The sequence below is a fragment of the Paracoccus sp. UBA5162 genome (assembly GCF_002413585.1).
Taxonomy (GTDB): domain Bacteria; phylum Pseudomonadota; class Alphaproteobacteria; order Rhodobacterales; family Rhodobacteraceae; genus Paracoccus.
In genome coordinates, this window is sequence record NZ_DHXG01000092.1 from 18,694 (window position 1) to 34,581 (window position 15,888).

Annotated in this window: 5 protein-coding genes; 1 reads left to right on the plus strand and 4 read right to left on the minus strand. The window is 68.6% G+C overall.

All coding sequences use genetic code 11. From position 1 onward, the window contains the following. Positions 1–255 precede the first annotated feature (255 nt). The 4 genes from B4A72_RS15140 to B4A72_RS15155 all read right to left on the minus strand — a co-directional run bounded on the left by B4A72_RS15140 (position 256) and on the right by B4A72_RS15155 (position 15,421). Positions 256–3,354, minus strand: coding sequence for a hypothetical protein (locus B4A72_RS15140; protein WP_292956077.1), 3,099 nt, complete (start codon positions 3,352–3,354; stop codon positions 256–258). A 25-nt stretch (positions 3,355–3,379) separates the two neighbouring features. Beyond that, positions 3,380–7,063 (minus strand): hypothetical protein, encoded by a 3,684-nt coding sequence (locus B4A72_RS15145; RefSeq protein ID WP_292979025.1) that lies wholly within the window; start codon positions 7,061–7,063, stop codon positions 3,380–3,382. A gap of 1 nt (position 7,064) precedes the next feature. Continuing rightward, positions 7,065–14,390, minus strand: a complete 7,326-nt coding sequence (locus tag B4A72_RS15150; protein WP_292979027.1) for a hypothetical protein — start codon at positions 14,388–14,390, stop codon at positions 7,065–7,067. 365 nt (positions 14,391–14,755) lie between these two features. Beyond that, positions 14,756–15,421, minus strand: a complete 666-nt coding sequence (locus B4A72_RS15155) for a DUF1045 domain-containing protein (RefSeq protein ID WP_292979029.1) — start codon at positions 15,419–15,421, stop codon at positions 14,756–14,758. Positions 15,422–15,570: 149 nt separating this feature from the next. Here B4A72_RS15155 and B4A72_RS15160 point away from each other — a divergent pair, with 149 nt between their 5' ends. Further along, positions 15,571–15,732, plus strand: a complete 162-nt coding sequence (locus B4A72_RS15160; RefSeq protein WP_292956089.1) for a hypothetical protein — start codon at positions 15,571–15,573, stop codon at positions 15,730–15,732. Positions 15,733–15,888 lie beyond the last annotated feature (156 nt).

Here is a 15,888-nt window from a genome sequence, read left to right on the forward strand (position 1 = left end):
GCGTGCGGCGTCGCGGATGGTCTGCTGGCTGTCCGGGTCGGGGCGCGGGGTCATCACTTGCCTTCGGGTATGGTTGCGCTGCATGTAGCAACCGGCGGCGCGCTTCGCAAACCGTGCACGGCAACGCCGTTCCCGGAGGCGGCGGGCGACGGATCGTCGGGCCTGTGGCCTTGCAGGGACATGGATCAAATTCCTGCCCCGCCGACGAGCGGCGGGCACCACGCGGCACGGCCGGCACTGGATCCCGGCCGGCGTTCAGGCCTCGCTCAGGAATGCTGCCAGTCCAAGTCCGGCGGGTGCGCCGTTCGTGCCGTCGGGATCGGCCACGTCGTCATCCTGCGGCAGCACCGCATTGTCCTGCGGGCCGTGCCACAAGGGCTGGATCAGCCCCGCGCCGTTCTGTGCAAGCAGGTCGCGGATCAGCGAGAAGGCCGAGGCCGGTCGCGCCAGTCGCAGGAATTCCGCCACCGGCGAACCGTTGGCATCCATCCGCGCCACGCCCAGTCGCGCGGCCATGGCGGCCACGCGCTGGCCCTGCACCTTGACGCTGTAGCCGCGCGCGATGTCGCGGTCGAACGAGGCCACCGCGGCGCTGCCGTCGAAGGTCATGCCGCGGCGGCGGATATGGCTGGCGCCGGTCAGCGACCAGATGTCGTCCACGATGACGATGGTGCTGCGGATCAGTGCGTCCCGGCCGGGAAAACCCTTCGGATGGAAGGCCGCCACCCGGCCCGGCGCGGCTGCGGACAGCGTGTCATAGGCCTCCTTGCGCTGCGCGAAGGCGCGCCGGGCGAAGGGAGCGGGAATCAGGTCTCCGTCACGCGGGGTGACGATGATCGCCTTCAGATTGGGCCGCGCCGACATGCGCTGCGCCAGAAGCGCGATCAGGTCGATTTCCTGGGGTGCGGGTGTGCCCTGGGGCCGCGCCGTGCGGGCAAGTCCGGGGGTTTCGATATAGACCAGTTCCTCGGCCTCCAGAATGGCGCGGGCCAGCGACCACAGCGCATCCCGCGCCCCGTCGCGGGACAGGAAATATTCGCGCCGCACCTCGTTGATCAGGCGATTCTCGTTGGCCACGGTGATGCTGCCCGAAGGCGATGGAATGCCAAGCGCCCCGGCGATGTCGTCGAGAAGCTGGTCGAAGGTGATCGGCGCGCCGCTGTCCAGCGGGTTGCCCGCCGGCAGCAGCGACAGTTCCGGCGTCTCGGCGATGGCCGCCACGGTTTGCAGCAGCACCCCGGCCGAGGTTCCCGCCGCGGGCGGATTTGCGGGATCGGGGGCGGGCGGGTTCATGTTGTTGCCGCCCGACATGACGATCCAGCCCGGCGAGGTTCCCGCCGCGGCGCCGCCCGGCAGAGGCAGCATCGGCTGCACCCGCCTGACCGCATGGCGGGCCAGGTCATAGCCAAGAGCGCCCGTCACCCGGACGCCGGAGACATGCGTATCGGGTCCGGCCGGATTGCCGGGATTGCCCTCGCGCATCAGCGCGCAGCGCGTCTCGCGCGTCCAGCGGGCGCCCGACAGCACCCCGTCCCAGTCCAGCCCGGCCTGCAATTGCACATTACCGATCCCCGAGACGGTGATCCCCTCCAGCCGGCCCATCGTGGCGTGGCGCGGGCCCTCGCGCGGCTCGGTCTCGTTGCCCAGGGCGCGGACGATGTCGATGGGATTCGTCAGGCCCCCGGCCGGATTGGTGGTCCGGGTCATCCCGAAGATCGGAGCGGGGCAGACGGACTTGATCGCGGGCGGCAGCGCGGCCATGGGATCAGGCGTGCCAAAGGGGTCGGGCGGCAGCGCGGCCGGGCCTGCCGCGATATCCAGCCGGCGGTTGGCGAACAGCCGCCGGCTGCCCCGGCGCGGCGTCACCACCAGATCGAAGACCAGCACCGCCGGGCTGGGTCTGGGATCGCCCGGCGCAAGCGCCATCGGATTGCCGACCAGGATCCGTGTGGGCTGGCCCCCGGCGGCGATGGCCGTGCCGCCATCGCCGCGCAGGAAGGATGGCGCCTCGCCGATCGAATCGATCAGCTGAAAGCGTTGCGCATAGATGCGGACCGACGCCCCGTCGGGAACCAGATCGGCGGGCAGGCTGACGACGACATCCGTGCCTGCGGTCCAGGCGGCACTTGCCCCGGCCAGCGGGTTGGCATTGCCGGTGGCAAAGCCTGCCGCCGTGTCGGGCGCGGGAAAGGCTGGCCAGTGGCCGGGGCCTCCGACAGCCGGCGGCAGGCCGACCCCGTCCGCGATCAGCGGCGCCACGGCAAAGACCAGCGGACTGCCCGGCGCGCCGCCGGTGCGGGTGATGATGCGGCCGGATTCGGCCAGCAGGTCGGGACCGTCGGTCAGGTAATCCACCGTGATCGCGTCGCGCACCTGTGGTTGCAGATCGGCTGGCATCTTGCCGTCATCGGCGGGCACGCCGCTGACGGTTGCATTGCTGCGATTGCCGCGCAGGTGCCAGTCCAGATCGGTGGCGAAGGCGCGCAGGAATTGCCGGGGCAGCGTGACGCCGGCAGGCAGCGTCGGCAGCGCCAGCGGCCCCGCGCCCATCACCCCGCCCGTGGCCCAGCCCAGTCGCAGCCGCGCCGCGGCCGCCGTGCCGGTCCCGGTCAGCGTGTCGCCGGGGGCAGGCTCGATCAATCCGTTGCCGTCGGGCGTCCCGGCGGGATTGCCGCCGTTGCGCCCTTCGACGCCCGGCCCGCCGGGGATCGCGATATAGGGCTTGCCATGAAGATCGCAGATCTGAACCTGGATGCCCGAGGCAAGGCCCGCGATGCTGGCCACGCCACCCGCCCCGTTCCGCGCCGCCCCGTTCGAGGCATCCAGCGCCGGAAACGCCGTCATCAGGTCGTCGAACAGGGCAGCCACCGCGACCGGATCGACGATCAGCCCGCGATGGTCGTGAAAGCTGTAGGGCTCGGTTCGGGGCAGTGTATCGCCCGGTTCCCAGGTCTGGGGCGACCGGTCCGGGGCGGGCACCGCGCCGGTGAACACCATCGTCTCGGGGATGATGCGGTGATGCGGCTGGCCGGGCTGGCCATAGCGGCCCTGGGCCAGCGCCTCGAGCCGCTGGGCGGATTGCGGATGCAGCCGGAAGACCGCGACCGGCCCGATGATCGGTGCGCCGGACACATCGCGAAAGGCCGCGCCATTGTCGAGATATTCCAGAACCCCGAACCAGGGCGCCCGCGCCGAACCCGAGGGCGTCAGCCGCAGCCCTGCCGCGTCGAAGCCGGGATTGGCCGTACCCCAGGCAGCCGCCAGGCGCGGCGCGGTCAGGCCAAGCGCATCGAGCCCGCTATCCTGCAACGATTGTGCGGCCGCCGCCGGCGTCAATGTGAAGACGGTCACCATCGCTGCGGTCCTTTCCCGATCGTCATCATCCCCTGACCCTCTTGCTGTCGCTGGCCCCGTCCGGGCCGGTGATCGTGGCTGAAACCGCCCGCAGGGCCGATTTCGCCATGATCGAGATCCGCAGGCTGTCGCCCACCCGCTGGCGCGCGGCGGCGAAGGTTTCGTCCGGCGCCGTGACCGGGATCGAGGCAAGCGCCGCGTCATAGATCCATTTGCCGTCCGACAGCGTGAACTGGGTCCGTCCGCGGATGGTCAGGCCGCCGCCGGGCAGGGGAATTCCCCGGCCCGGCAGGCCTCCGGGCACGCCCCGACGCGGAAAGCGGGTCGGCGGGACGATCGTTGCCGGTGCCAGCTCGATCCGCAGGCGCCAGGGCTGGCCGTTGATCATGTCGTCGCGTGTATTCGCGAGGGTGAAGGTAAAGACCTTGCCGCGCCCGGCGATCGAGAAACTGTCGATCTCGGACATCTGTGGCGGCGGCAGAAGCACGCCGGGCCCGATCGCGGCGACGCGTTCGCTTGCCCGGCCCAGCGGGTCGATCAGGCGGATCGTCAGGCTGGCCGAATGGGTCACGTCGGCGCGCCGCAAAAGCAGCGAATATTGCCCCGGCGCGCTGCGCCACAGGCCGGAATCCGGCGCGGCGGGCGCGGCAGCGGCGATTTCGGCAAGGGCGATCCGCCGGCGGATGACCGGTGCGGGAAGGCCCTGTTCCAGCGCCTCGACCTCGAGGATATGGGCGCCCAGCGGCGTCTCGGCCACGGGCGCATCGGTTGCGAAGCTCGCCAGCACATCGCCCGGACCGCCGCCCGGCCAGCTCAGCGCAAGCGCCGAAAGCGGCGGCGGTCCGGCGGGCGGGATCACCACCGGCACCGCGGGCGAGGCCAGCGACCGGCCGCCCAGCACGCCCCTTTGCGGCAGGCCGTCGGCCAGGGCCACGGCGCGATACCAGACATGTTTCCACGATCCGCCCGGCGCGTCCGTCCCCGTCGCCACGTCGATCCAGCCATCGGCGGCGGGCGCGGGCGGCGTCGTGGACCAGCCCCCGCCCGAGGCCGAGATCTCGGCCACCGGCAATCCCATGCTGTCCAGCGCGCGGGCGGCGTCGGCGACGCGGGTGCGATACAGTTTCAGATGCCGTGGCCGCGCGCCCGCATCGGCCCGCGTCTCGACCCGGATGCGGGCGGCAAAGCCCGCGCCCTGTTCGATCCGGCGCACCTCGATCCGGGGCGGCGCGGGTTCGGCCACCTTGGGCGCGGCATAGACGATCATCGCGCTGGAGGTCATGGGCCAGGGCGCCTCGGTGCCGCCGGCGCTGACGGGCAGCACGATCCAGGCATGGATCGCCTGCGAGCCGCGCGGGATCGCGACGTCCAGACTGGTCGCGGTCAGAAGCGTGTCGTTGACACGGGTGAAGGCGTTGCGGTCGGGATCGGCATCGAAGGCGGCCTGCATCGCCACCAGCCGCTGGGACAGAGTGGCGTCGGGGGCGGCGCGCGGTTGCCCGGTCCGATCCAGCAGGGTGAATTCGTTCGAGGTATAGACGACGTAACCGGCGGCGCCGGGCAGGGCGGCCCAGGACAGCCGCGCGTGCCCCTGGCCCCCCGCATCGGGCAGGCTGGTCAGCGGAACGATCGGCATGATGTTGGTCAATCGTGCACGCGGATCCGAAGCATAGGCCAGTTTGGGCGGCGACCAGGCGCCGGTTCGCATGGGCGCCAGCCGTTCCTGCAATCGCGCCGACAGCGCCAGCCCGATATGGGGCGTGGCCGCGTAATCCAGCGAGAAGCCCGGCACGATCAGGCGATAGCGCCGGCTGCTGCCCTGCGCGGGGCCCGGCGCGACGGTGGCGTCGCCCTGCGAGTTCAGCGCCAGGATGCTGCCGCCCGCGACACTGGGCACGTCGCCTGCGAAGCTGATCGTCACAATCCTGGTCGCCCCGGCCAGATCGGTCTGGACCGCGCCGGGCATTCCGGCGGGCGGATCGTCGTGCCGCGTGGCCGAGGCGAAAAGCCGACCGCGGAACGCGACCGAGGCCGGGCGCCGCGCGCGCCAGTCCAGCACGATCTCGACCCGCAATTCGCCCGGGCAGACGGTGGCCGGCGGACCGGGATCGGTGGGGACCAGATTGGCATCGACGATCTGGACGGCATCCGGATCGGGCTGGCTGGAATCGAATGCGGTGACGACCCAGGGCGACCAGATACCGAAGATGTTCTGGGTGGCGATGCCATAGCGCGCGCTGACGCTGCCCGGATCGTTGGGGATCGGATAGAAGCTGTCGCTGGCGCTTTGCCGCGTGGGTTCGGGATCCTGCGGATTGCGGGCATCGCCGATCGGCAGATGGCCGGGCGCGGTCGCCCGGCGTTCCATCAGCGGATGGGCGGGCTGTCCGGGCTGCGCCAGATCGGCCCGGCCGGCGGCAAAGCTGGCCACGCGCGACAGATTGTCCAGCGGCAGCCGTTCCCAGGACAGCCGCGTCGCCGCGCTCCAGGGTCCGTCTGGCGCGGCGGGCTGGTGGTGGCCCAGGAAATCCAGGGCCAGATCGGCGGGGGCGGGTGGCGGAAGGACCAGGCGCGGTCGCGGGATCAGGGCCGCGAATTCGACCTCGCGCCCGGCCCGCATCCCCTCGCCGCGCCACAGGCCGGTGACCATGAAATCCCAGTCGCTGACGCCCTTGTCATCAAAGAACGACATCGCGCCCAGCGTGATGCCGGGAATGTCCTCGTAAAGATAGCCGGTTCCGAACCCCAGCGTGACGGCCTGCAACGGATCGGTCGAAACCGTCATCTGCAGCAATGTCAGCGGCGCGATGGTGGCGCGGCCGGGATCGCCGCTCATCTGCTGGCCCGAGGGATTTTCGGGCGGGTTGATCTGGAAATCGCGGGTGAACCCGGCCTGGTCGGCGGGGGGCAGCCGCATCGCCTCGTGCAGCATGGGCAAAAGCTGGGTGTCGGCATCCGCGATCAGATCCTTGGGCGACGGCAGCGTCCAGGCGGGCGCGATCTCGCCCGTGGGAAAGGTCTGGTGCCAGCCGAAGGGGTTGATGCCGCGCGCATATCGCTGGGCTGCGGCGTCAGGCGCCGGCACCTCGGCGCCCACCAGGCCCTGCTTGACGCCGTGGTTCTGGTCGGCGAGATCGGACCAGCCGCCTTCATCGACCGGCAGCCCGACCGTTTCGACCAACTCCCATCCCCCGATCTTGTCGGCCGCCGATTGCGGCAGGCCCGCGAAACCCTGCACGCTGCCAGTGCCCAGGATCAGGACCGCGGTGACGTAGGCCGCCTGAAAGCGCATCACGGTCGCGCCGTTCGCGCCCAGATTATAGGGCAGGATCGCGAGGATGTTCTCGAACCCGATGCCGTCGGCGAAAAAGACCACATTGCCCGCCGCGCCCGAAGATCCGGCGCGCAGGTCCAGCGACAGCGACACCATCGGCTCGGGCATGACATGGATTTGTCCCAGCGGCGGCAGGGTCAGGCGTTCGGGTTCGATCGCGGTTTCCTCGACCTGGATGGCCTGGCGGCGCCAGACCTTGAACGGTTCGACCGGCATCCCGATACGCGGATTGACCTGCCAGCGCAGGAAGACCAGGCGCGGCGCGTCGCTGAGATCGGTGGGCGGGCGCGGAAAGCCCTTGAACAGAGCGCGCGTGGTGATCAGCGCGCCCTGCGCCTTGAATGCGGTCGGATCGAAGATGCGCGGCGGTGCCATGTCAGTCCTCTTCCTCCCATGGCGCGCGGGCCAGCGTCTCGGCCAGGATGGGATAGCGCGCATCGCTGGCCCCGGCGCCGTCCAGATAGGGCAGCGGGAAGGCGCGGCGGACCAGATCGGCCTGCAGGATCTTGCCGCGCGAGCCGGGTTTCAGGGTCATCAGCAGACGTTGCGCGCCGGGTGCGTGGATCAGCCGGTCGATGATCGCGTCGCTGCCCGGCCCCTCGGCCACGTTCAGCCATTCCTGCGCGACAAGTTCCAGCCGCGTGACCGGTGTTTCGTCATCGCTCGCGATCTCTCGTGGCAGCATCCTTGTGCGGCGCAGGGGTTCGGATGCGTCGATCAGCACGGCGGCAGGGGCGGGCTGAGCGGCGGGGCCGGCCTGTTCCCAGAAGATCACGATGCGCGGGCGATCCGGCACCGGCATCGGTTCCAGCCCGGCGGCGATCATGGCGCTGTCGAGTTCCGGACCCTCGGGCTGACGGGCGGCGAATTGCACGCCGATCGCCTGCATCGCGCCCGGCGCCACGGCGCGATGTTCGGTGCGGGTGGCGGCGAATTGCAGCGCGAAGTCCTCGGTCGAGGCAAAAGCACCGGTCGAGAAGGGCTTGCGCAGCACGCGCTGGCCGGTGGTGTTCGGCGCGGCGCCGATATCGACGGCCTCGATATCGAGGACGTAATCGGTATGGGGGTCCATCGGGATCGGGATCTCCAGCATGGAATGGCGGGCGCGCGTCTCATCGACGGCGATACAGGGTCCGGCCTCTTTCAGAAGTTCGGTCAGCACTGCCTCGAAGGGCGACAGATGGGTGGCCGAGACGGGCTCCAGCGTGGCGTCGCCGATGGGCAGGGGGTGCTGCACGCCCGGCTCGTCAACCTGGCGGAACGATGCCGCCTTCAGGCGTGCCCGCAATTCCTTGCCATAGGCGGCATAAAGCTGATCCACATCGTTGGTATTGAAGACCAGCTTGATCGCCTCGTGGCCGAAGACATGCTGTTCCTTTTCGTCGGGCAGGGTGCACAGCATCCACGGATCCAGCCGCGCCGGCGCGCTTGCATCGGTGCGGAACCAGAAGGTTTCGGTCTGGTCCGTCTCGGTCTGCACCTGCCCTTCCGAATTGCGGACCTGCACGCCGGTGACGGTCGTCACCTTGTAGGTCTTGCCCGGCAGCATCAGCGCGACACTGGCCGAATCCGGTCCGAGGAAGCTTTCGACAACGCCGCGGTTGCGGGTGATCTGGGTTTCGTCCCAGTCGCTGCGGCTGAGTTCGGACATGCGGGTCAACTCGATCCCGGCGATGTAATAGGGCCGGCCAAGCTGTTCCATCGCCGTCGCGGTCTTGAGGTCGGAATAAAGAACGCCGATGCGGACCGCCTGCGTTCCGGCGGGCGGCTTCAGCGTCACCAGAACCGGCACCCGCCCCAGGATCGTGTTGGCATAGAGAACGGCGTGGAAGACATCCTCGATCCACGGGCCGGCCATGTCGATCCAGCGCGGTGGCAGCAAGGTGCCGGGCATCAGCATGTCGGACAGGAGCACGGGACGTTCGTCCAGAACGGCGCCGTCGTCGTCAAGGTAATGGATCGTCAGATTGCGACCGCGCCCGGATTCCTTGTTCAGCAGCCGTTCATTGGCCCACATCAGGATCACGCCCTCGGCGATCTCGCCTGTGGCCAGGTCGATCACGTCCGACAGGGGACCGTGCTTGTGGCCGATCAGATCCAGTTCGGCGGCGATGCTTTCGGATTTGCTGCGATCGCCGAAGACGACCGGCTGACCGGTATCCCACAGCGGCGAAGCCAGCACCCGACCGTCGCAATTCGGCCCGTCTGGATTGGATCCGCCATCCCCGTTATCCGTCAGGCTGGCGGCCAGCGAGGCGCGATGGACCGCGCTGCCCTGGGCAAGGTTCTGGACCACCTGGGACAGGGTCAGCCGCGGCACGTCCAGCCGGTCGTTGCGGCGCTTGCCGGTGCTGCCCTCGGTCGCCGCGTTCAGTCGGGCGGTCTCGGCCGCGAGCCGGTCCGGGAAGCGGCCCGGCGCCGCGCCCGTGCCGAGGCTGGTAGCCCGGCTTGCGGTTTCGGCCAGCGGCGGCACGAGGATGCGGTCGCGGCCGGCGCGGATCAGGTCCGCCAGCGGTCCGGTCAGCATCGCATCGGCAAGGCGGCGATTGCCGCCGGCGCCGGTATTTCCGTCCTGCCGGGGCAGGCAGCGGACCTTGCCGCCCTGCACGATGGCAGGGACGATGCCGCGCGCGCGGTCCAGATCGCGATCGCCGGTGCGCCAGGTCTCGCGAACCTCGAGAATGTCGTCGGCGGGCTCGGACCGCTCGGTCCCGCCCGGGTCGGGCCAGGCCACGCCCTTCAGCCGCCACCCGCTTTCCGAAGGTCCAAGCGGTTCATCGTTGAAGGTCCACAGCACGGGCGCGGCCGGCGCGGCGTCGTTGCAGATCGTGCCCCAGCGTTCGAGGATGGACTGTTCCTGGAATTCGGTGCGCTCCAGCGCCTTGGGCGCGGGGTTCGGCGTCCAGTTCAGCAGCGCCAGCTGCGCCGCCAGATTGGCGTCGGCGGGCGCGTTCTGGGTCCACCAGACCGAAGGCGCCGACCCGCCGCCGATGGCCGGGCCGCCATCGGCGGTTTCCAGCGTCACCGTCTTCAGATCGTAGCGATAGGAAAAATCGCCGCGCTTGACAAAGCCGTCGGCAGGCGCGCCGGGCGAGCCCAGAACATCTTCCCCGAAGATCGTCAGCGCGTCGTCGCGAGGCGTCGCCGACATGACCATGACCGGAATGGAATCGATCGGCACCACCGGCATCGCATCGGCCGCGGGCTGGGCGGTCGCCGCCACCGCATCACCGATCTTGGCGTCGATCTTGCGATCCGTGCCGGTGCCCATGGCCAGCGCCGGCGAACGGCCCACCAGAGAGGCCGCCGTGACCAGTCTGGGCGCCGGCGGCAGGATCTGGTTCTGCTCGCCCAGATGGAAATTGACGCAGCCCTTGAGGGTGAAGAAGAACAGGTCCAGCTCGCCGCAGACCTCGCCGTCGATGCGCGCGATCTCGGTCTTGACCTCGACGCCGCCGATCACGTCGATGCGCTGGCCGATCTGCACGGCCAGACCGGCCGAGGCCGACAGCGAGATGATGAACAGCTTCAATTCGCCGCGCAGATACAGCAGGCCGCCGACATAGAACGGCTCGAATCCCAGCACCGCGTTAAAGCCTGCGGTCACCCGCAGATAGAGGTTGATCGAGGTGTTGCCCCAGACGATCGAGACTTCCAGCCCGGTTGCCAGGGCGGTTCCCTGCACCTGCGGCAAGGCGGGCAAATTCGACCAGGTGGGTTTGTAGGACGGGATGCCGTGCCCCGACACCATCATGTAGCCGGCGCCGTCGAAGACCTCGAAGATCCGGATCCGGATCGGTCCGGGCATCGGACGGCCCTGCAGATCGCTGCCGGCGAATGTGCCCAGATAGACGTGCCAGTCGCCGCCGGACTTGAGGTTGAAGAAGGCCTCGATGGGGATCTTGATCTCGACGATGGGCTTGATCGAGAAGTCGATGGACAGCCCGATGGTCAGCGTGCCCCGCCCGAAATCCAGGTCGATCACGCACATGAAGGTGCCTTCGGCGTTCTTGTCCTTCAATTCCGGCAGCACCGCCAGAAGCTTGGCCTTGACCATCAGCATGATGCGCGGTCCGGGCAGTTCCAGCAGGAACATGCCCTTGACGTTGAAGATCACCGGCGAGCCCATCGTGCCCAGCGTGATCCCGGCGCCAAAGGCCCAGCGGCCGACCTGCGGCTTCCAGGCCTGAAGGTTCGTGGGATCGCCCTGCGCCCGGTCCTTCAGCCATGTCAGCGCCGGCGTCAGCGAGGTGATGCCGTCCTCGTCCCGCCCGTAATGCATCGCGAAAAGGCCGAGGAATCCGTAGATGCCGAAGCCCGATTGCGCCAGCGGGATCGCGACGGGCAACTCCACCTCCAGCGCGATGGCGACGCCGGTGGCGGGGCCGCCCTGGGCCGCGGGGATCTGGGCCACCGCGACCTGTGCTGCGATGCGCAGCTTGATCGGGATCAGCGAGACGTCGATGCCGCCCTTGATCTCCATCGCGCCGCCGGAATTGTTCATCTCCATATAGCCGCGGCCTTCCAGGACGCCGGGAACCTTGAGCCCGGCGGCGAAGGCTGTCAGTTCGGGCGGTCCCAGCGGGTCCAGCGGCAGGCGGACGCGGGCGCGTTCGACGGTGATCACGCCCAGATCGACGGCAAAGCCCAGGTCGATCTCGAAGTTCAGCGGGTTGGTCCGGGCGATGCGCGCGCCCAGCACCTGCAGGATCTTGCCCAGCGGATCGGGCAGGCGAATCTGGCCCGGCCCCGAGACGTCGATGGTATAGCCCTTGGACTGATCGAAGACCGGCCGCAATTCCCAGCCGGCGGTCGATCCCGGAGGCTGGCCGAATTTCAGCCCGATGGCCTTGTAGCGCACCGCCAGCGGCGTATCGCGCGGGATTTCCAGCAGCAGGAAACCGCCCAGCTTGATCCGGGCCGAAATCGCCGTTTCCACGTCGAACAGGATCACGGTTTCCCACCGGTCGCCGACGCGGCGGAACTTGCCCTCGCCGCCGAACAGCACGACACGTTCGACATTCAGAAGCGGCGTCCCGTCGATGCGGATCTCGGCCAGCGCCGAGGGCAGGGCGATCACGGCGGCCGACAGGATGATGGGCGCGACGCCGCCATCGGCGGGATTGGCGGGCGCGATTTCGGCCAGAAGCGGCGTGAAGATCGTCGTCATGCCAAGGATGTTGCGCGCGGTATTGGGGGCCTCAAGCGCCTGACCCTGCAACTGACCGGTCATCACCAGCCCGTCGCGGTCGTTGGGATCGGCCCCGATATACAGCTTGATCTCGTCGGTCTGGCTGGCCGGATCGGTCTGGTAGAGAAACAGGAAATCGGTGATCCCGTCGGCGGGATTGTTGCCCAGCCCGCGAATGTCGGGGATGGTGTTGCCGCCCGAGGTGTCCATCTGCGATTCCAGCGCGGTTTCGAAATCGACCTGGCCGGACAATTCGACGGCGACGAACTGATCCTGCACGATACGGATCTTCAGCCGTGCCTGGCGGAACCATGGCGGTGGCGGCGGATTGTCGGGCGGCACATCGCGCGCCGGCGGCACCGCGGGGGGCGGCTCGGGCGCGGCGGGGCGTCTCGCCTCGCCCTCGATCACCGGACCGGGCAGGGTCACGGAGAAATCGCGGATATTGGCCTTCCACCATTGCTCGCGCGGGCTGCCATGGGTTTTCCAGCCCGTGGTCCAGGCGCCTGCCGGCTGGGCGCTGGCGGCGACGGGCACGGGCAGGAAATTGACGGTAAAGCCCGACAGCGCCGGATCGTTGCGGATCAGCGCATCCAGACCCTGCGCGCGGCGCTGCGACAGCAGGTAATTGTACTTCGCCTTCTGATCGTCGTTCTCGTAGCTTGCCGTGCCCTCGATGGTGACGGTCTTCGGGGTGATCCGCGCCAGAACCTGCCGCCACTGGGCCAGGAACTGCCGTGCCGGCGGCTTCCAGGGCGCGGTCGCGGCCGGATCGGTCGCCTGATCGGCCGAGGTGTTCAGCGGATTGATCGAGAATGTCACCACGTCATCGACCGGCGGGTGATCAAAGCGGAAATAGCCGTCGATCGAGGTGATCGTCTGGCCGGGCAGGGCGGCGCGCACCGTCTTGGTCTCGCCCCCCGCCAGAGCCAGGCTCAGCGTGGACGAGGCACCGGCGGGCGCGCCGTCGATCTGCCACTGGGTCGCGGCGTTCGGCGCCACGCCATCGACGCCGATCACCACCCCGCTGCCGCCGTCCGACACCAGGCGCAGCGGCGGCGCGTCCTGCGGTTGCCCGTCGAGCGTGATCGAGGTGGTGCGCAGACTGGCGGCCAGATCGGGCAGCGCGCCGGGCGCAGGCTCGACCGAGATCGCCTGCCGCAGCATGACGCGGATGGACAACACCTTCTGCTTGACCGGGGACGAGGTGTCGCGCGCCGTGATCGTGACCGTCTTGGCGGCCGCGGTCGCCGTCATCGAATGCAGCATTCCGGCGTGATCGGCACCGTCGAAATTCGCGTTGACGGTAAAGGGCGCACGCCCTCCGGTGACATCGACGACCATGCGGGTCGTTGCGGGCAGGCGGGCCTCGGCGGTGGTGTCGGTCAGACGGGTGATGCCGATGGCGCGGCCCTCGGGGTCGAAGAACCGGGCCGACAGGGCCAGATCTCCCGACCCCTGATTGATCACCGCCACATCGAAATCGCCGGTGATGCCCGAGGATTGGCCCAGACCGATCAGCAGGTTTTCGACCCCGGCATTGACGGCGAAATCCTCGGCCCCGTTGGGCGCAAAGAAGATCCGCACCTCGGGCAGGAAGAGCCCGGTCCAGCTTTCGTCAAAGCCGAACTGGTCCAGAACCTCGGGCGGGGTATAGCCGTCGGCCAGATCCAGAAAGGCCGATCGGAAGGCGAAGCCCACAACGCGGCCGCTGCCGATGAAGGCATAGGCGGGCTGCATCCGGATCATCTCGACCGCCGCCAGGTCGCCGGGATCGTCCAGCCCCGCCACACCCAGCGACACCAGCGCCACGTCCAGAACCGCGTTGTTGCCCGAACCCTGCGACAGGCGCAGCTTCACCCTTGGCAGATGAAAGACGACATCGGGGCGCGAATCGTCGGGAACCAGAAGCCCGTTGGCCTCCATCTTCGCCGGTTTCAGGAAAGGCGGACGGATCTCGATTCCCGACAGGACCATGTCCAGCGTGAAGCCGGTTCCGGGATAATCCGAGGGCGGCGCATCGGTCGGAATCGCATCCAGGGCCGAAAGCAGGTTGCGCACCGGCTGAAAGGCGGTGGCGCCACCGGGAACCGAGGCGACGCCCGCCGCCACGATCTGCCCTGCGGCGCGCGGAACGGTCAGCGCGAACTCGACCCGCGCATCGGTGATGTCAAGCCAGGGCTCGCGACGGTCGGGCTGGCTGCGGGGATGGCCTTCGGTATTCGCCGCACCGGCCCGCAAGGTTCCGGTCACGGGATCGTAGCTGGGCGGGTCGACATTGCCGGAAAACCGCGCAATCCCGCGGATTACCGTGCCATCATCGCTGGCCGCCGCCTCGTAGCTTTCCACATAGATCACCGACAGGGCGGCGTGCCACGCCGTCGATTCACCCTTCAGAAGATAGGGGCGGATGAGGTCGGCAAGAGCCAGGTCGAACTGCATCGAAAGCTGCCGTGCTGAAAGACATGCCCCGGAGGGCACCACGAAGAACGAAAAACGCGGATTGGTCACCCGATAAATCAATATTAATACGACAAAATATTTCAGTCAAATTATTTTGCTTGTGCTTAAATAACCTAAACGTTTTTATTGCAGGAGTGTTCTGGAGGAATATTTGATATAGGTTTATCATATCATTGAAGTTCAATCGTAAAAAACGGACCCCGGGATCAAAGTCGCTGGTGGCAGGCTGCGGACGGGCCGGTTCGGGTCGATGATATCGGGCGCAGGCGCATGACATTCTGCTTTGGAAAACGGTCCGGCGCCGGGCCAAAAAAACTTTGCAGGCACAAAGCATTCCTTTCGGGTTGGGATCCGGGCATCGCGGCCGGCTGCCCGATACTTCGTGGCAGCCGGCGTGATCCGGATCGCGCGACTCAGCCCTTCGCTGTTCCGGTCAGTGACCAGACCCCGATCTGGCGAAAGCGGCCGCCCTCGGGCTGCTGAAACAGGCAAAGTCGGTCGATCGGAAAGGGGCGGGGCAGGGCCGGCTGGAGGATCGGGGCCAGCGCGGCCACGATGGCGCGGCCCTCGGCCCCGTCAACGGGACCGGTCAGGGTCAGGTGAAAGCGGAAATCCTCGGCCACATGGGGATAGCCCCAGCGATCGAGATTGCCGCGCTGTCGCGGAGACAGGCTTTCGGGGCGGCGCCGGGCAATTTCGGTCGCGGTCAAGGGCGCACGAAGGTCGTCCAGATGCCGCACCACGGCAAGGGCCAGCCGTGCCAGCGCCTCGGAGGGCGCGACCGGGCGCAGGGCGACGAAACCGGCCTCGCAAGCCAACTGCATCGCGGGCAGCGCGACCGGCGCGAGGCTGGCGCAAAGCCGCTCCATCCGGCTTTCGATCGTGGCGATGCTGCAACCCTCGGCCAGCCGGAACGGCGCCTTGATGGTGCCGTGAAAGCCATAGCGGGCGGGCGCGGCGACCAGATCGCGTTGGGGGCGCGGCAGGCCTGTCGTCCCGATATCCTCGCCCGACAGCCACCGGCCGGCCAGATCGTCCAACTGCCCCGGCGGCGGCGCCCAGTAAATCGCAAGTCTCATGATCCCTCGCTAACCGCTTTGCAAGGCGGATGCATGTCACGGCTGTCGATTCACCCATCCGACGGAACCTTCACGGAACCGTCCCCAAGGCGTCAAGGGATCGTCACGGGACGCGCGCAAGGAATCTTCCGGACAAGGCAGGGGCAGCAATGCGCATCGAGGCCGAGAACATGATCCGCGATTTCCGCGCCATGCGCGCGGTTGATCGCGTCAGCTTCGTCGTCGAGACGCCGATGATGATCGGCATGATCGGCAGGTTGATCCACGGCCAGGCGCGGCGCCGACGCCGCGAGGCGCGTCCGTCCGACTAACCGTCGTGACTGGGCGACAGGGTCACCCGTTCCGCCGCCCACCAGGTCATCCCGCAGGCCGCCAGAGCCACCGTGATCGACTGGCTTTCGCGCAGCCGCGCGGGCAGATCGGGCAACGGATCCGCCGGAAAACAGGCGCGGAACAGCGCAACCGGC